The following is a 19,082-nucleotide window of genomic DNA, read 5'->3' as shown; positions in this document are numbered from 1 at the left end:
TTGCAAAGCTCTTTAACACTTTGCAATACGTTGAATTTTATCGGGAATGGATTTCTATGTTGTGTAGAGAATTTTATTTCAAAACATTCTATTGGGAAGAAAGGTTATTTATCTCGATAAATTCTACGTGTATAGATATTAATATTTTATATTTCAATTTATGTGTATAAAAAAGTAATAAATTTGTTTGTTGCAAAAGACAGGTGTAACGAATAAAGCAAAATTTAGTGTTTCTGAAAAAATGGGGGACTTTAAAATGTTTTAGTGAAAAAACTATTTTATGCAGATACGTGGGGAAACATCACGCTACTCTTCTTATACCTCAGTACACTCCTTATGACTTAAAATATGATAATCTATAGGTTCGAAGCTGTTATTTGATACGGAGTTATAATAAAGTTCGAATTTTCTTCTGAAAAAGGGTGAAAGTGGTTACTAAAAAATTTATTCAGAATCATCAAAATATTAAATTGTCTTGAGGTTTTTGAAGCAATTAGAGTAGCGCTTTGATGATACTTTTTAGAAAATAGCAAGAAGAAACTTGAAGAAGAAATCTTTTTGATGAAGCAAAGAAGAATTTTGGCCTGATATGCTCTGAATTGTAAGTGCCGTGATGTCGCGTGCTATCGTGCGTGATAGCTTTATTTTAATCAGATCGTTTTGCGTTGCATATGTTCATTTGTCCTATACGTGTTCGGGGGGATGAGCTTTTGAAAAGTGGTTGCTGCTCTTGGAAGTTTTGATGTTTTACCTCTAGGAGGCGTGTTTTCTAAGCATGATCTTATCATTTTTGCATGTTGTCACATGGGGAAGTTATATAATAACCTTAAATCTTAAAAGGAAAATTCTATGAACGTGAAAAGAAAAATATTGAAAAATGGCAGTTCTTTTGTTTCTGCTGTTCTTGCAATGGGGATGTTTGTGCAACAAGTTTCAGCGAAAACACCTGCTGATACGCTTGTGATGGCTTGGAATCTTGATACAATAAGTACATTTGATCCCGCACAAATCAATGATCGTTATGGTAATGAAGTTCTTGTCAATGTTTGTGATAATTTAGTCGTTTCTGCTACAGATGATGCTGCTAAAATGGTTCCTTCGTTAGCGAAGAGTTGGGATGTTTCAAGTGATGATCAGAGTACTGTGATTACTTTTCATTTGCGTGATGGTTTGAAGTTCAACGATGGTCGTCCTGCGAATGCTAATGATCTGATTTGGAGCATGAAGCGGGTTGTTCAATTGAAGATGGCTACTGCGGCGACATTTAATGAATATGGGATTACAGAACAAAACGTTGATGAGGCTTTTCAAGCACCGGATGACAAAACGGTGGTGATGAAATTTGATAAACCTTATCCAGCAGAGCTTATTCTTAGCCATTTTGCCACTAGTCGTACTCTTGCTTTGCTTGATCGTGAGACACTCATGAAACACGAAAAAAATGGTGATATGGGAAACCGGTATTTGGCAAGTCATTCTGCTTGTGTTGGTCCTTATCAGCTAGAGAGTTGGCGTCCTGGAGAAGGGATTTTGTTGCGTGCAAGCTCCAATTATTGGGGGGAGGCGCCTAAATTGAAGAAGATTTTAATTCGCCATGTTGCGGAACCTGGAACACAACGTTTATTGTTGCAAAAACACGATATCGATGTTGCACGTAATCTGATGCCAGAGGATTTGGCAGATCTCCAAGCAACAACGGATATTAAAGTTGAAAGAGTGTTAGAGCCATCCGTGATCATATGGGGGTTCAATGTGACAAATCCAATTTTTGCCAATGAAAAAGTACGTTTAGCGATGCGCTATCTTATTGACTATGAAGGACTCGGTAAGACTCTTCTCAAAGATGTTGGTATTCCACGTGCAAGTTTTATTCCTCTTGGTAATCTTGGGGCTTTGGATGAAAAAGAAGGACAACCCTTTAAACTTGATCTCCCAAAAGCAAAGCAACTTTTAACAGAGGCAGGTTATCCTGATGGTTTTGAGGCCAGTATTTTTGCTGGTGCCTCTCCTTATCCTTTTGCTTTGCCTATTGCTCAGTCCCTCCAAGACAATGCAAAAAAGGTGGGGGTGCGTTTTAAAATTGAACGTTTCGTAGGCACGCAGTTATTTTCAAAACTATCTGCACGTACTTTTGATACGATTTTTTTCGGATGGAATAATGATNATGGGTATTTGGATGAAACTATGAATCAAAAGGTTCAAGATGCGTTGTTTCAAAAAGATCCAAAAAAACGGGCGCAAATGTATGCTGATTTGCAACGTGAATTTATGCAGAAAGGACCTTATGCTTTTATCTATCAGACGTATCACACGATAGCGATGACACCTGATGTTAAAAAATGGGTTTGGAATAGTGCACCACGTATTTTTTATAGTGCAATTGAAAAATAAGAAGGATCAGGTTTATAAAATATAAAAAACATGATCATGATATATTTGATGTATTGCAAAGCTCTTTAACACTTTGCAATACGTTGAATTTTATCGGGAATGGATTTCTATGTTGTGTAGAGAATTTTATTTCAGGAATTCTTATGAAAGATGTGTTTGTGTGAATGTTAAGATTGAATATTTAAACTTCTATTGATACAATTTTCGAATAAAATAATGACTTTAGATATCCCCATAAAACGGCTTCAAGTTTTTTTACAACCCTGATAATCGATTTGAAATTAAAAATATAAACTACTCTAGCCGGTGTTATGGGTATTTTGATGAAGCTATAAATCAAAAGTTTAAAGATGTATTGTTTCAAAAAGATTCACAGAAACGGGCGTAAAGAATTGAAAAATGGTAAGTTTGTTTAGTGAAAAAACAGGTGTAACAAATGTGGCAGAATTCACTGTTTCCGAAATAGCAGGGGCCCTAAAGCGTGTTGTTGAAGAAAAGTTTGGTTATGTACGGGTACGTGGGGAGATATCAGGTTACCGTGGTACTCATGCTTCGGGACATGCTTATTTTGCTTTAAAAGATGATAAGGCACGGTTGGAAGCTGTTATTTGGCGTGGAATGATGGAAAAGCTCAAATTTCCTCCTGAAGAAGGGATGGAAGTGATTGCTGTTGGTAAACTTACGACGTATCCAGGATCATCGAAATATCAAATTGTCATTGAGGCTCTTGAACCAACAGGGATTGGTGCTTTGATGACACTCCTTGAAAATCGTAAGAAAAAGTTTTTAGAAGAAGGCTTGTTTGATGAAGCTAAGAAAAAAACTTTGCCTTATATGCCTCGAATTATAGGCGTTGTAACATCACCAACAGGTGCTGTTATTCGTGATATTATTCATCGTATATCCGATCGTTTTCCGTTGCATATTTTGGTTTGGCCTGTACGTGTTCAGGGGGAAACAAGTGGGAAAGAAGTGGCTGTTGCTGTTGAAGGTTTTAATGCGTTGCCTTTAGGAGGAGTTGTTCCTAAGCCTGATCTTATTATTGTTGCACGGGGAGGGGGAAGTTTAGAAGATTTGTGGGGGTTTAATGACGAAGCTGTTGTTCGTGCTGTTTATGAATCTTCTCTTCCTGTTATTTCTGCTGTTGGGCATGAAACGGACTGGACCTTGATTGATTATGTGGCTGATTGGCGTGCTCCAACTCCCACCGCCGCAGCAGAACGGGCTGTTCCTGTTAAGCTTGATCTTGAGGTGCTGGTGGCATCGCTTGGTGCACGTTTGCGCAAGGGACTAGCGCGTTATTTGGATTTTTATCGACAAAAATTGCGAGCTACTCTACGAGCTCTTCCGACTGCCGATCAACTTTTTGCTCTACCACGGCGTGGTTTGGATGAAACTTCAAGTCGATTGCAGCGTGCTCTTTGTGTGAGCTACGATAAAAAACGTTTTTCTTTTCATGCACTTGGTGTGCGTCTTTCACCGCGTTTGTTAAATAGTGAAAAAGCACAACGCAATACAAAGGAATATACGGCACGTCTTCAGCGTGCTTTTGTGCGTAGTGTGGAAAAACAACGTGCTGGGTTAGAGGTAGTATCTAGGCTTTTAAAAAGCACTTCATATCAGAATATTTTGGAGCGCGGTTTTGTTTTGGCTTTGGGGAAAGAGAATAAGCCCATTAAACGCTTGGCTCAGTTTCCAGAAACGGGGCACATAAATTTACGTTTTTTTGATGGAGATATCAGTGTTGCAACACAAGAGCCTATTTCCGCTAAACGTTCAAAACACAAGCAAATAAAGTCGCCTAGCGATGATCAAGGAATGCTCTTTTAATACGGGGGTTAATGCCATGCTTGCGGAAGGTCTTCTTAAGGGAGTGGATGGAAAAGTTCGTTGCGCATGGGCTGGAACGGATCCACTTTATTGTGCTTATCATGATACCGAATGGGGAAAGCCTATTTTTGAGAATATTCGTTTGTTTGAGAAAATTTGTCTTGAAGGTTTCCAAGCGGGACTTTCTTGGTTTACAATTTTAAAAAAACGCTTTTTTTTTCGCATTGCATTTGATCACTTTGACTTTGAAAAGATTGCTCATTATGATGAGCTAAAGGTGCAAATGTTAATGCAGAATAAAGACATTGTTCGCCATCAAGGAAAAATTCAATCAGTGCTTAATAACGCATTGAGAGCACAAGAAATTATAACAGAGTGGGGAAGTTTGTCCCACTATTTTTGGTCTTTTCAGCCACCACCATCAGAGCGTTATGAAAAAATAGATTTTCAAACACTGTTGGCTAACCCTATGACACCTGCTTCTATTCGTCTTTCTCAAGACTTGAAGAAACGTGGCTGGACATTCGTTGGTCCCACAATTTGTTATGCTTTTATGCAGTCCGTAGGGATTGTTAATGATCATCTTGAAGGATGTTTTTGTCGATAAATTGGCAAACTGTCTTTTGTAAGAGTAATGATCAATAGGATAATAATTGAATTATTTAATAAATGTATAGATTATACAATTTCACTGTATAAGATAATTGAAATATACAAACTATACAATTGTAATGGTTGAGAAGAGTTTTTTTTATTTCTGTTAATGACATGACCGTTATAATTAATGAATATTTTATTCATGCTTATTGACGAATGCAAAGTGGTTTTTAGATGGGGTGCTGTTGTTGCATTGTTTTACTTTGCTTGTATGACTGTCGGTTTATTTATATGTAGGTCGATTGCTCAATGCTTACCTAGGTAATAAAAATAAAATACAGCGATGAAAAATTGAAGTTAAATGACTCAAGCTGCTTGTGTTGGGTTTTATTATCTGATAGCTTTCCTCTATTAGTAGAGTGATCTTGCCGCGTGTGCGCTCCAATTTTTTGGAAGATGATTAAGCTCATGCAGGCTTGTATCCACTACATTGCTTCGTTGAATCTCTGTATGTTTCCGCTGGAAACGAGAGTTCTGTTGCTGTATGTTTTTTTATGCTCTATTTTTATAGTGGCAAAGCAATGATGCACACTAAAGTTTAGAAGGGTTTATATTCGTTATGTCTTTAGGGGGGAAGCGTCTAATGAATTTTGTTTTTATCAATGGGGGAATGCATTTTAGTGTGTATTCTTTTATTGTAAGCTTTATTTCTCAAAAGATAAAGCGTGGAAGGAATGATTCTTCTCATTTTTCCTTTATCTTTGTTAACGCGTTTGGTTTTGTTGGTAAAAACGTAAAACTTTTGACACTTATTTTTCAAAAGATTAAGCAGCTTTTTGTGGGGGATAGCGTTTTAGAAAAGATATTTTCTTATGTCTTTCTGCTATTCCAGTGTCGTTTTTGTCATGTAGTAAAGATGCGCCGCATCTTGAAACTGAGTGTTTGAGGGGGATAACTATTTTTAAAGTTTGCATATTTTATTTTAAATATCGCCTAAAGGAATAGAATAATGAATTCATAAATTTTTGCGTAATGATTTTTAAAAGCTCACTATTTTTTGGGGCGATAAGGCTTATTGATGATTAATAGGGAACTGATATAGTGCATTATCATATGCAAAGAAAGGTTATGAAAAGAATGTAATACTGGTTAGCAAAACATATATTGCATGTTCGCTATGGTTTATTGAGACGTAAGTCAATGAATTTATCAAGTAGATGACTCTGTGTAGGTGATTAAAAATATAAGCGATTAGAACGTATTTATTCAATATTATAATTATAAATTTGCTATATTATTTCAGCGTCATTAATTGATAAAAAATAAATAAAGGGAAAAGTTTATGAACTTGAAGAAAACAATATTAAAAAGTAGCAGCTCTCTTGTTGCTACTCTTATGGCTTTGGGGGTAGTTGTACAACAGGTTTCAGCAAAAACACCGGCTAATACCCTTGTGATGGCTTGGAATCTTGATGCAATCAGTACGTTTGATCCCGCCCAAAGCAATGATGTTTATGCAAGTGAAATTATTTACAATGTTTGTGATAACTTGGTGAGTACTGCGACAGATGATCCTGCTAAAATGGTTCCTGCTTTAGCAACGCATTGGGATGTTTCAGGTGATGATCACAGTACGGTGATTACTTTTCATTTGCGTGATGGTTTGAAGTTTAATGATGGCAGATCAGCCAATGCCAATGATCTTGTTTGGGGTATGAAGCGGATTGTCAAATTGAAGATGGGTAATGCGGCAATTTTTAATGAATATGGAATTACAGAACAAAATGTTGATGATGCTTTGCAAGCTCCCGATAAGAAAACAGTTGTGATGAAATTTGATAAACCTTATCCAGCAGAGCTTATTCTTAATAATATTGTTGCGAGTCGTGCAACAGCTTTACTTGATCGTAAGACGATTATGAAACACGAAAAAGATGGTGATTTGGGAAATCAGTATTTGAAGAGTCATGCTGCTTGTGTTGGTCCTTATCAGTTAAAAAGTTGGCGCCCTGGAGAAGCTCTTTTGTTGCGTGCAAGCTCTCACTATTGGGGACAAGCGCCTAAACTGAAGCAGATTTTAATTCGCCATGTTGCAGAGCCCGGAACACAACGCTTGTTGTTGCAAAAACATGATATTGATGTTGCTCGTAATTTGACACCTGAAGATCTTGCAGATCTGCAAAAAACAACAGATGTTAAAGTTGAAAAAGTGTTAGTGCCAACTATGATGTACTGGGGATTCAATACGACGAATCCTATTTTTGCTAAGGAAAAAGTGCGCTTGGCGATGCGTTATCTTATAGATTATGAAGGTCTTGGCAAGAAGCTTCTTAAAGGGATTGGTATTCCACGGGCCAGTTTTATTCCTCTTGGTAATTTTGGGGCTTTAGATGAAAAAGAGGGGCAACCCTTTAAGCTTGATATTCAAAAAGCAAAACAGCTTTTAGCAGAAGCCGGTTATCCGAACGGATTTGAGGCAAATTTTCTCGTGTCAAACACTCCTTATACTTTGTTACTTGCTCAGTCACTTCAAGATAGTGCAGCACAGGCGGGCGTGCGTCTTAAAATTGAACGTGTAGCAGGTACACAGTTGTTTTCAAAAGTGAATGCACGGGCTTTTGATACGGCTTTTATCGGATGGAATAATGATTCTGCGGATCCTCATACAATGGCTTCACGTCTTATTTTCAATCCAGATAATCGGTTTGAGGCTAGAAATACAGCCTATCCTAGTTGGAAGCATGGGTATTTTGATGCCAAGATGAATCAAAAAGTTGAAGAGGCGCTGTTTCAAAAAGATCCGCAAAAACGGGCACAACTCTATGCTGATTTACAACGTGAACTTATGCAAAAAGGACCTTATGCGTTTATCTTTCAACAATATAGCGTTGTCGCGATGACGCCTGATGTCAAAAAGTGGGTTTGGAATAGTGCACCGCGTATTTTTTATAGTGCAATTGAAAAATAAGAGTGTCTTTTTAATGTTGTCAAAGCTAAAAAGAGCTTAATCATAATTGCATGATGAAAATATTCTCCCATATAAAAGCTCTTCAGTTTTTTAAGGATGAAATTGTGAGGGATGTTTGTGCAGTAGCAGTATGTAATTAAGATCGTTTATAGGGAGCGATGAATATAGAAAGTTATATTGGGGAGGATCTTTGTTTATAGTTATAGATTCTCTGCATACAGAATATAGACTGATGTATAAGAAAATTATTTTATAGATGCTTAGTTTGATGAAATGAAATTGATGTCTAATGCTATGCTATTTAAAAGATGAAAGAGCAAAATCAAAATCACTTTGTGTGAAAAGGTAGAAGAATACAAAAGGAAGAGATAAAATGGGAAAACAAAGAATATTGAAAAATTTTTCTATTTTATTAAGCTCAATCGTTTTTTTTAATGGGGCTGTAACATCGGCATTCAGTGCTTCATCTAAAGATATATTGGTAATGGCGTGGAATGTTGATTCAATTAGTAGTTTTGATCCAGCGCAAACTGTTGAGGTTGTGACGAGTGAGTTATTGACGAATATTTGCAGCGCGTTAGTGCAATATGACGAGCATGATCCTACAAAAATTCGCCCTGCTATGGCAAAATCTTGGGACGTTTTAGATAATGGCAAAAGAATAGTTTTTCATCTTCGTGATGATTTAAAGTTTAATGACGGAAGGACGGCTACAGCGCAAGATCTGGTATGGTCGATGCGACGGATTATTAAATTAGGATTAAGCTATGCTCAATCTTTAATGGATTATGGGTTTACCAAAAACAATGTTGAAACAAATATTCAGGCACTTGATGATAAGACTTTACAATTAAAATTAGATAAACCCTATCCTATTCAGCTCATATTGACTGTTATTGGACAATCTTATGCTTCTGCTTTGCTTGATCGGGAAACAATTGAAGCACAGAGTATTAACGGTGATATGGGGAATAAATATTTAGCAACACATTCAGCTTGTGTTGGACCTTATAAATTGGTGAGCTGGTCTCCAGGAGATAAAGTTGTGTTAGAGGCGACACAGCATTATTGGGGCGATGTGCCTAAAATTAAGCAGATTGTTGTGCAGCATGTAGCGGATTCATCAAGTCAAAGACTTCTTTTGGAAAAAGGTGATGTGGATATAGTGCGTGATCTTTCTTCAGAGGATATTTTAGATCTTGAAAAAAAGGGAGGCTCAGTCAAAATTAGTCGTGTTTTGCGTCCGCAGATTATTTACCTATCGTTAAATAATAAGAATGCAATTTTTGCGAATGAAAAGGTCAGACTGGCACTTCGTTATTTGGTTGATTATGAAGGTCTTGGAAAAACTGTTTTGAAAGGAATTGCTATTCCTCGGGCAACTTATATGTCTTTAGGTGTTCCAGGTGCTTTAGATGAAAAAGAAGGTTTGCCTTTTCAGTTGGATTTGAAAAAAGCAAAACAACTGATTACTGAAGCTGGTTATCCTAATGGGTTTAAAGCTAATCTTTTAGTTGGAAGCCTTAGTTATATGTCGTCTGTTGCACAGTCTATTCAAGCCAATGCACGCAAAATTGGTGTTGAGCTTACAATTGAAAAAATGGCACAAAATCAATTGTTGAGCCGTGTACGTGGTGGAAATTATGATACTGCACTTATGGGGTGGGGGAGTGCCGATCCTGATGGACATCCTGCTTCATTAAATCACGTGTTTAACCCTGATCCAACATTTACAAAAAAGCACAGTATGTATTTAGCTTGGCGCGCTGGGTATTATGATGAAAATATTAATAACATGGTGATGGATGCTTTGTTTGAGCAAGACCCCAATAAGCGCATTGTGCAATATCGTACTTTACAGCATTATGTGTTAGAGCATGGTCCTATGGTTTATTTATTTCAGACATATTATACCGTTGGTATGGGACCTGATGTCAAAAAATGGATTTGGAACAGTTATAGACTTTATTACAATGAAGCAGAAAAATAAAAGAAGCATGTTATAGAGAAGGATTGTAGAACATGCTTCATAAGAGGTTGTTTCGTTATATAAAAAGAGGTATTTGCTTTATGTTTTGTCGCTACAGAGGGGATTTTTATAATGGTTTTGCCACTTTCAGAGACTGAAAGAGCTGTATCAGAAAAGCAGAAAAAATTATTTTTATGGGATTTTTTATGCAAAGGATTGAAACTTCTTATTTCAGTTTTTATCACATTGCTTGGGTTGGTGACGATCACTTTTTTTCTTGGTCATCTTCTTCCTCTAGATCCGGTTCTGTCTATTCTTGGTGATAATATCAGTCAGGAAGCTTATGATGCAATGTATTATAAGCTGGGTCTTGATAAGCCGTTGATTGTCCAATATTGGAAGTATCTTCATAATGTATTTTTGTTTGACTTTGGAGATGCTTTAACTTCTGGGCGACCTGTTCTAGCCGATATTATGCGTGTATTTCCTGCAACATTAGAGCTTGCAACCGTTGCTATTGTTATTGGCACAACTCTTGGAATTCCATTTGGTGTTTTTGCAGCAATGTATCGCGATTCATTTATTGATTATGTTGTCCGTGTTTTTACACTTGTAAGTTATTCTACTCCAACGTTTTGGCTCGGATTAATGGCGTTGTTAATATTTTACGCCAAGCTTGGCTGGGTTGGTGGCCCAGGACGTATTGATTTTCTTTATGAATATTCTTTTGAACCAAAAACAGGATTTTTCCTTTGGGATACGGCAAGCCAAGGACAATGGGAGGCTTTTGGTAATGTTTTTAGTCACGTTATTATGCCTGCTTTGATCTTGGCTTTCGGTGCTATGGCTTATATTAGCCGTATGACTCGTGGGTTTATGATTGAGCAGCTTAATCAGGAATATATCATTACTGCACGTGTAAAGGGATTATCGTGGGCGCGAACCGTTTGGGGGCATGCCTTTCGAAATGCTGCTGTTCAAATTATTACTGTTGTTGCGCTTTCTTATGCTTTTTTATTAGAAGGGGCTGTTTTAACGGAGACAGTTTTTGCTTGGCCTGGTTTTGGACATTATTTGACAAATGCTCTTTTAGCCGGAGATATGAATGCAGTTGTAGGATGTACTTTACTTGTAGGATTTATCTTTGTCGCCATTAATTTATTTTCTGATTTGCTTTATCGCATTTTTGATCCAAGGACACGTTGAATATGACAGTAAGTAATCATCATAAATCGCAATCATCATCTTCTTTGGGTAGTTGGTTAAACGATCCTGTTCCAAACTCCATAATTCAAGCGAACATACAAAGAATTTATCACGCACTGGCTAAGTTTTTTCATAACTTTTCAGCTGTATTCGGTCTGCTTATTATTTGTATTATTATTATATGTGCATTTTTTGCTCCTTGGATTGCTACGCATGATTTTCTTAGCAATGATCTAGGGCATCGGTTGCAGCCACCCTCTATGGCGCATTATTTTGGAACAGATGAATTGGGACGTGACATTTTTAGTCGCCTTGTTTTTGGTTCCCGTATTACTCTTTATGTTGTTTTTCTTACAACAGTTATTGTAGGTCCAATAGGGCTTATTGTAGGAACTGTATCTGGTTATATGGGCGGATGGGTTGATACTGTGCTCATGCGTATTGTCGATATTTTTCTTGCTTTTCCAGGTTTGATTTTAGCTCTTGCATTTTCAGCCGCATTGGGACCAGGGATTGAAAATGCTTCTATTGCAATTTCAATTGCAGCATGGCCGCCAATTGCACGTTTAGCACGTGCTGAGACTTTGACAATACGTTCTTCTGATTATGTTTCTGTAGTTCGTTTGCAAGGGGCCTCTGCTTGGCGAATTATTTTGTTTCATGTTGCGCCCATGTGTATTCCTTCAGTGATTGTACGATTAACTTTGGATATGTCTGGAATTATTTTAACGGCTGCTGGTCTTGGTTTTTTAGGGTTGGGAGCTCAACTTCCAAGTCCTGAATGGGGTGCGATGCTTTCTTCAGGGCGGGAATTTATGATGACAAATTGGTGGTTGGCGGCAATACCAGGCTGTGCAATATTATTTGCAAGTCTTGCTTTCAACCTTTTAGGTGATGGTCTTCGTGATGTATTGGATCCACGCAATGGGTAATAAATTATTAGAAGTAGAAGATTTACGTATTTCTTTTCCTACAACGCGCGGCATTTCAGAAGTTGTGCGTGGCGTTAGTTTTTCTGTTGGAAAAGAAAAAATTGGAATTGTTGGTGAATCCGGATCTGGAAAATCGATGACTGGGCGCGCAATACTAAGGTTAAGTCCAAAAGCAGCCATTGTTAAAGCTAAAAAAATGCGCTTTGAGGATGTTGATTTATTGGCCGCAAGTGAACCTCAGATGCGAAAAATCCGTGGGAAACGTATTTCAATGATTTTACAGGACCCCAAATATTCACTTAATCCATTAATACGGATCGGGGAACAGATTATGGAGGCTTACCGTATTCATTATCGTGTTTCAAAAGCTGAAGCGCGGGAGCGCACCATATCTATGTTAGAATCTGTTCATATTCGTGATCCTGAACATGTGATGCGTCTCTTTCCTCATGAAATATCTGGGGGGATGGGGCAGCGTGTGATGATTGCAATGATGCTCATTCCAAAACCTGATTTAATTATTGCCGATGAACCAACATCTGCGCTTGATATTACGGTCAGACGGCAAGTTTTATCCGTATTAGATGAACTTGTTACAAAGTCTGGAACGGGACTTATTTTCATTAGTCATGATTTAAATATGATTGCTGATTTTTGTGATCGTATTTTAGTGATGTATGCGGGCCGTGTGCTAGAAGAGTTGCCTGCTTCTGATTTGTCTCACGCTTGTCATCCTTATACAAAGGCGTTGCTCGCGAGTTTGCCACGGCTTGATAATCCAGTTGATATTTTGGCTGTACCTGAGCGTGATCCTGATTGGTTGTATAATCCTACGATTGTTAATGGTGTTGAGGAGGTTCCTCATGACAAATTGTGAGAATATTATTGATGTTTCTAATTTATCTGTAACTTTTGGTCATAGGCATAAGGCAGTAACAGTTGTTAAAAATGTTAATTTTCATATTAAGCGTGGTGAAGCTTATGGTTTGATTGGTGAATCCGGATGTGGAAAGTCAACTATTTTGAATACATTGGTGGGGCTTATTCCAGATTATAGTGGAAAGTTTCTTTTTGCTGGACAAGAAGTTGAAAAGAAAAGAAGTAAGGATTTTTTACGCTGTATTCAAATGGTTTTTCAAGATCCTTATGCTTCGCTGCATCCAAGAAAAATGGTCCATACGGTTCTTTCTGAATCGCTCAAAATCCATGGGATGGATAATCAAAGAGAGCGGGTAGAGGATGCTTTAGATTCCGTTGGTTTAGATTCTTCATTTCTTTATCGTTATCCTCATGAGTTGTCTGGAGGGCAGCGTCAGCGTATTGCTCTTGCACGTGCTTTAATTATTGAGCCAGAGGTGTTATTGCTTGATGAGCCAACATCTGCATTGGATGTGTCGGTACAGGCTGAAATTTTAAACTTGTTGAAATCATTGCGCGTGAGAAAAAAGCTTACTTATTTAATGGTATCCCATGATCTTGCTGTTGTTGCACATATTTGTGAACGTGTTGGAATTATGCATAAAGGGATTATTCTTGAAGAGCTTAGCAATGATGAATTGCGTAATCTACGTGCGCAACACGATTATACAAAGGAGTTTTTTGAAGCAAGTATAGAGCCTATTGTCCATAGAGAGCAAAGAGCATGATCCATTTTACAGAAGAGAAAATGCAATTTTATTTGTTTTGAAGTTTCTGGTGATGTTTGGCGGTATTGTTAAGAGGGAAGGGCATAATAGGATTTTTCCAGTATGAATTTGCTGGGCAGTGTTTGAGCTATAATATTTTAAATCCTACTAGAACTCCCATTTTGAAATATACGAGTGACTTATAACATACATCCCTTTGTTTAATATTGTTACATTATTTTTACTTATCATTTTATGTTCAAAAGTTTTATTTTGGCATTTAAAGCATTAAATTTGTGAGAAATAACAAAAGATAGTAATACTGTATTTTCTAGAAAAGCTTCACATTATTTTTCAATATTATTTTGTTTTTGGTTGTTCTCTTTTTACAGTTTTATTCTTTATAAAAAGAATTTTTTGTAAAAAACATTCAATGGTCAATGACAGTCTTCAAATATTTCGCTGTTCTCTATTTAAAAAAGCGCTTAAAAACAGCTTATAATAAGCCAAAAAGGCAGCAATATGCTGCCTTTTTGTTAAATTGAATGGGCTGTTTTTTACAGTCGTTATTTAAAACTGATAGCGTATTCTTCCTGAAAAGCTTGCACCACTTATACCAGTTTTTGAAGCTTTTGTTGATAGCTGACATCACCATGAAGGGAGAGGTTAGCGGACAATTGTGGCCCACCTTCAACGAAACTTCCCGAGGGGGCACGTTTATAATTCTTATCGATATGGAGTGTCTGATCATCACCAAAGGTTTTGATCAAGTTTACTTTTCCATAGAAAGACATAGGACGGCTGTTTTCAGTGGCAATGGTTTTTTTCAAACGTCCACCAACACGGATTATCCATTGAGAAGGATTTTGCATGTCAATGGTCAGATTATCAGCATCTTTAATGGTATCAAACATCAAATGTTGATAGGCAAGCTGTGCCTGCGGTTTGAATGTTACGCCTTGAATACCCGTTGCAAATTGTTTGCCAACATTTGTGGAGATCGCCAACATTTTTGTATTTTTCAATTTTGCGGTTGTATTAATGAGGGCATTGGTGATCTTTCCCTTTAGGAAGCCATAGGATAACAGCGTATCAAGATAGAAACCACTGTCACGCTATTTACTGCCTTAGGCGGTGAGTTGAAATGACCATTTATTCAATATGCTCTTACTTGCTGTCTTGCATATTCTTTGGAGTGAAGGAGAGTTGCCCGTAGGTTCCGAAAAGACCAAAATGTATTGTAGATATTTTTCCTTTCTGCGCGACAAGGTTAACAGCTCCTTGTAGAGCAGCATAGCGAAGATGAGCACTGCTATAACCATATTTACTAGGAGCACTACTTATAAGAAAATAAGCTTCCTGTTTTCCATAGACGTATAAGAAGAAGCCATTCCGTTTGTCTTATTCTTTCCTTAAGACATCTGTTTTTTCAACTAACACACCAGAAGAACTGTGAAAAGAATCCGATAGTTTATATTTATTGGTGTAAACCCTGATGCGTATATCCATATTTTATCTCACAGCCAGAAAAAAAATCCCGTATCATATTTAACTGAAATGTATTCTCGTACTTTTTTCTATTTTCAAAATTAACTAAAATGAACTCGGGAGTAGCGATACATATTAGAGCTAACACTTCTGCCAAATCGAATCTCTCCGATAAAGTAATCGTCACACTATATGGTACGCTATATTTTTTCATACATTCTATGTTACGCACCCACTTTTGTTTATATTTTTTACTGTCTAGATTTCTTATCTCTGAAATAACATCTGTGCCTATTTGTATCCCTAAAAAGAACAGATTACTCTTTAATAGCTTCAAATATGGTTGAATATAGATATGCCCCCCCTGTTGCAATCCGAAAATATTTTTTACAAATGAGACACACACAAGTATATTTATGAAGTAAATCATAATCGAGCTCAAAAGGCTCTCCACCAGAAAGAATAATAAAATCAGATTTTATGTCATTTATTGTATATAAAGATTCAGGCAACGCATCATCTCTCACCATACATTCCATCGAATACGGACAATGATTGCAGCCCGCACTGCAATTTTTATTACAAATTACAATATTATCGCCCATGAAATTTCTTATTCAAGTTTATATAATCCAATACTAATTTTTTCATGAAAATATTTTGGTATAGACAAAGATCAGAAATTTTTTTAGCCACAAACGCTTTTATCATTGGTAAAGCTTCATCCTTTGATATAGACAGCAAATGAGAAATATAGTCTATCCGTTCTTCTAAATTGAGAGATAATCTTGGACTGGTGAAAAATGTTAAGATATCCAATTCCGGACTGGCTTCTTGACATAAATCCCAATCCACTACCATAAAAGAACTATCAGGAGTAACAATGATATTATCAGGATGTAAATCTCCATGTGATAAGATTATATTCTTGCTTAATCGATCTTGAAAGATCTTATTGATTTGATCAATAATCGCCTTTTGATGTAGCAAATCCATTTGGCTCAATACAATACCCCGGATAAACTCCCATTCGACTACTTCATCGCAAAGTGTTATCAAATTTGGTGCAGGATAGAGACTTTGTCGAAAAGAGCCATCCTTTATGTTTTCATTAATGCACGATGCTTCCGGATAAATTTGCCCATAGCAAAACTCTTGATGCTTGCGTTTCAAGAAATGTTGTTTTGACGATTGTGCATTTTCAGGCTGTAACCAAATGATTTCTTGTTTTCTGACAAAAATAATTAAAGCAGACACCCCAAAAATCACAGCCATAATCACTGCCAACCATAAATTAGCTTGCCAGAATGTTGAAAAAACATGACCGTATAAAAAACTGAATGCAAAGGATACAACAGCTGTAATAATGGCTGTAAATGATAAAACAGTCGCGATAGCTTTGGGATCAATCAGTGAATTGATAAGAAGAGACGACAGATAAGATCGATAAGCAGATTTAAAAACACATAGCAGTAAAAATCCTAATATAAGAGCCGCAATAATTTGAAATGACATGAGAAAAAAAGCAATGGTTACCATACAACCAATCATTAAGACGGGGAAAATAGGATTTTGAAACTTTGAAAAATACTTCTGAAACAATATATTGGAACTTGCTGAAAAAAAATTCCCAATGATAAAAATAATCGAAACCAAAATAGCAGGTTGAAATGGCAAAAAATCAGAAAATGCGATAGAAACAGTTCGATTATTAACCAAAATAGCAAAAGCTGAAACTGCACTTAAAAAAATAAGAGTGAAGCGATAAGGATTTTTGACTTCTTTACGGCTGGCGCACATAACTGTGAAAATATTCGGATGAGCGTTGATATGAAAACTATCTAATCCCTTCGTCAGTTTTGAAAACATAAAAATAGCAAAAATTAATGAAAGGACTTGAAAAATCACAGGCAATGCAGGATGCACATAATAAAGTATTCCTCCTAAAAAAATAAGTACCGTTGTCACACTATAGGTAACAGCAGCCACTTCGGACTTAACGGAAAACAGTGTGCGATGCTTTGGTACTACAGAAAAGAGTAAACTATCTTCCGCACCTGAGAAACAAGCGGCTGCTAATGTGATACACAACAAATAAGTGGCGTAAGCAAAATATGCATAATTCATAAAAAGAGCTAAAAAACCGCAAAGAAAGAAAAACAGCCCAGTATAAATAATGCGTTTACTTCCATAAACATCTGATAATAAACCCAAGGGGACTTCTAAGATCAAAGGAAGCAATAAAAAATAACTACCGATTAAAACAATATCCGCTTGTGACAAATGCAATTTTTCCGACAAAAAAAGTGGTAAAACAGCAACCACTAGAGCAGTAGACTTGCTAACACTATAAATCTTAAATTGCTTAACCTTATCCACAAAACACCTTCCCACGACATCCGCTACATGCGCCAGATTCTTTCAAAGATTTTAAAACGCTCTGAGCAGACCAATCTATTGCCTCATAATTTTGTAGATTCCCAAAAGCTTCTGAATAAAAGCAATTTTTTAAATCTCCATTATAGTCCAATACCAAGGATGAAAATGGAAATAAACACATTAACGGCGACGAAATGTACATAGAATTTTCGCCTAAGTAATAATTAATACAATTTACAAAATTTTGTGACGTCCATGAGATTTTCCTTTCTTGGAACTTTTTATCTATATAAATCTGGAGGGGGGATTCTTTCCTTGATAATTTATCTCTCAAATGAAAAAGTGAAGTGTTTGGCGGAAGAGTTTTGTTTCTTAAAGCCTTAGATCGATCCTTTGTATTATTTTTTCTAGAAAAACTAAATGACGACGTATCGAGCGGGCTGAATCCGATATAATCGACATCTTTGCTTATACAAAAATCGATAAAATTAATAATATTTTCTAGAATCTCTTTGGTAACTGTCGCTCTTATTCCTATACTTTGCAGAGGTTGAAGATTCTTAACGGTTTCAATGTTTTTCCACAAGCGATCAAATTTATTCGCCCCCGTATATCATAATATCCTTGGACACTAGTCGAATCCATAGAAATAACAATACTTTATTCAGGAATCTCTCATCTTTAAAAAATATATGAAGAATCAATAACTGAATAGGAATGTAAAGCTATATGGTGGGCGATGAGAGCAAATAAAAAGCAAGTAAAATAAAATAGTTATGTCTAATATGAGGGAATAGGTGAATCTTGATTCTATTGAGTTTTTTTGCCTCTATCCCTCATCTTTTTGAAGCTTTTTTATGGCTTCAAGAGCAAGTTTTTTACGGTCTGCGCTCTTTGTGTAAAGAGATGCCATAGCGTCATCTGTCCAGCCAAAAATTGCTTTGAGTTGTGATACTGTTGCACCAGAGTTAGCTGCGCGTGTTGCTGCTAATTTTCTCAAGCCATGTGCTGATTTTTTGATTTCTGCTACGTTACAAGCCTCACGAAAAAGGTTGCCAAAACTTTCTTTAACTAGTTTTTTACCTTCTTTACCACAAATGAATGTTTCTGCTCCAATAGGACCTGCTTCAAGCGTTTTGGCTAATTCTGGCAAAATTGGGAGAAAGACATCTGTTTGGAATTTACTTTTCTCTGTTTTAAGATGAATGATGTTATTCTTTACATCTTTCCAGCCAATGCGGACCGCATCACCACGACGCAAACCCGTATACAAAAGGACATCAATCCAAACGCGTTCATGGGTACCATGGGACCATCTTTGATAATACTTCTCAACATCTTCTTCTGTCCAAACAACAAATCCATCTTTGTTGTTAAGAGCTGGTCTTCTTACTCCTGTTGTTGGATTATTTTCTAAAAGACCTTGATCAATTGCCCAATTAAAAAGTCCATTAAGGGCTTTCAGAAAGTTTCTAGCCATTGCTGGTGTTTCTTTACGCCGTTCAACACCGGCTATAATATGCTTCTTTTCAATTGCTTGGTATGGAATGTTTCCTATAGTATCACATACCTTCATAAGGATGAGTTCTTTTTGTTTTTTTGTAGCTTTAGTGTAACTATGCCAATTAGAGCTGTTAAAGTATTGTTTAAGCAGCCATGCAAATGAACCTTCAACAAGTTTACCGGTTTTTGATTTA

The 19,082-nt window shown here is 36.7% G+C and carries 12 protein-coding genes and 1 pseudogene; 9 read left to right on the top strand and 4 right to left on the bottom strand.

Annotated features, from left to right (window positions below):
* Positions 1 to 849 precede the first annotated feature (849 nt).
* The 9 genes from ACFILD_RS00065 (at position 850) to ACFILD_RS00025 (ending at position 13,539) form a co-directional block, all read left to right on the top strand.
* The gene (locus tag ACFILD_RS00065; protein WP_375664593.1) at positions 850 to 2,391 is read left to right on the top strand and encodes an ABC transporter substrate-binding protein; all 1,542 of its coding nucleotides are present in this window, start codon (positions 850 to 852) and stop codon (positions 2,389 to 2,391) included.
* A gap of 399 nt (positions 2,392 to 2,790) precedes the next feature.
* Positions 2,791 to 4,221, top strand: coding sequence for an exodeoxyribonuclease VII large subunit (gene xseA / locus ACFILD_RS00060; protein ID WP_273790727.1), 1,431 nt, complete (start codon positions 2,791 to 2,793; stop codon positions 4,219 to 4,221).
* Positions 4,199 to 4,828, top strand: coding sequence for a DNA-3-methyladenine glycosylase I (locus ACFILD_RS00055; RefSeq protein ID WP_375664592.1), 630 nt, complete (start codon positions 4,199 to 4,201; stop codon positions 4,826 to 4,828). The genes xseA and ACFILD_RS00055 overlap by 23 nt, the downstream gene beginning before the upstream one ends.
* A gap of 1,332 nt (positions 4,829 to 6,160) precedes the next feature.
* The gene (locus tag ACFILD_RS00050) at positions 6,161 to 7,786 is read left to right on the top strand and encodes an ABC transporter substrate-binding protein (protein ID WP_375664591.1); all 1,626 of its coding nucleotides are present in this window, start codon (positions 6,161 to 6,163) and stop codon (positions 7,784 to 7,786) included.
* A gap of 373 nt (positions 7,787 to 8,159) precedes the next feature.
* Entirely contained in the window at positions 8,160 to 9,776 is a 1,617-nt protein-coding gene (locus tag ACFILD_RS00045; protein WP_375664590.1) for an ABC transporter substrate-binding protein, read from the top strand.
* A 111-nt stretch (positions 9,777 to 9,887) separates the two neighbouring features.
* Positions 9,888 to 10,961, top strand: coding sequence for an ABC transporter permease (locus ACFILD_RS00040; protein WP_375631682.1), 1,074 nt, complete (start codon positions 9,888 to 9,890; stop codon positions 10,959 to 10,961).
* A 2-nt stretch (positions 10,962 to 10,963) separates the two neighbouring features.
* Positions 10,964 to 11,893: an ABC transporter permease gene (locus ACFILD_RS00035; protein WP_273790732.1), complete on the top strand. Its 930-nt coding sequence runs from the start codon at positions 10,964 to 10,966 to the stop codon at positions 11,891 to 11,893.
* Entirely contained in the window at positions 11,886 to 12,770 is an 885-nt protein-coding gene (locus ACFILD_RS00030; protein ID WP_273790733.1) for an ABC transporter ATP-binding protein, read from the top strand. The genes ACFILD_RS00035 and ACFILD_RS00030 overlap by 8 nt, the downstream gene beginning before the upstream one ends.
* Complete coding sequence (locus ACFILD_RS00025) at positions 12,757 to 13,539, top strand: ABC transporter ATP-binding protein (protein WP_375631680.1); 783 nt, start codon at positions 12,757 to 12,759, stop codon at positions 13,537 to 13,539. The genes ACFILD_RS00030 and ACFILD_RS00025 overlap by 14 nt, the downstream gene beginning before the upstream one ends.
* A gap of 549 nt (positions 13,540 to 14,088) precedes the next feature.
* Here the strand turns inward: ACFILD_RS00025 and ACFILD_RS00020 are convergent.
* The 4 genes and pseudogenes from ACFILD_RS00020 to ACFILD_RS00005 form a co-directional block, all read right to left on the bottom strand.
* A pseudogene (locus tag ACFILD_RS00020) lies at positions 14,089 to 14,919 on the bottom strand (autotransporter domain-containing protein); the annotation flags it as partial.
* A gap of 404 nt (positions 14,920 to 15,323) precedes the next feature.
* Positions 15,324 to 15,611, bottom strand: coding sequence for a hypothetical protein (locus tag ACFILD_RS00015; protein WP_375661014.1), 288 nt, complete (start codon positions 15,609 to 15,611; stop codon positions 15,324 to 15,326).
* Entirely contained in the window at positions 15,601 to 17,385 is a 1,785-nt protein-coding gene (locus ACFILD_RS00010) for an MFS transporter (protein WP_375661013.1), read from the bottom strand. The genes ACFILD_RS00015 and ACFILD_RS00010 overlap by 11 nt, the downstream gene beginning before the upstream one ends.
* Before the next feature lie 829 nt (positions 17,386 to 18,214).
* Positions 18,215 to 19,082: tyrosine-type recombinase/integrase (locus ACFILD_RS00005; protein WP_375664589.1), on the bottom strand; the 868-nt coding region annotated here is incomplete at its 5' end.

This window comes from Bartonella sp. CL162QHHD (assembly GCF_042195435.1).
GTDB lineage: Bacteria > Pseudomonadota > Alphaproteobacteria > Rhizobiales > Rhizobiaceae > Bartonella.
This window is presented reverse-complemented; position numbering and strand designations above follow the sequence as displayed.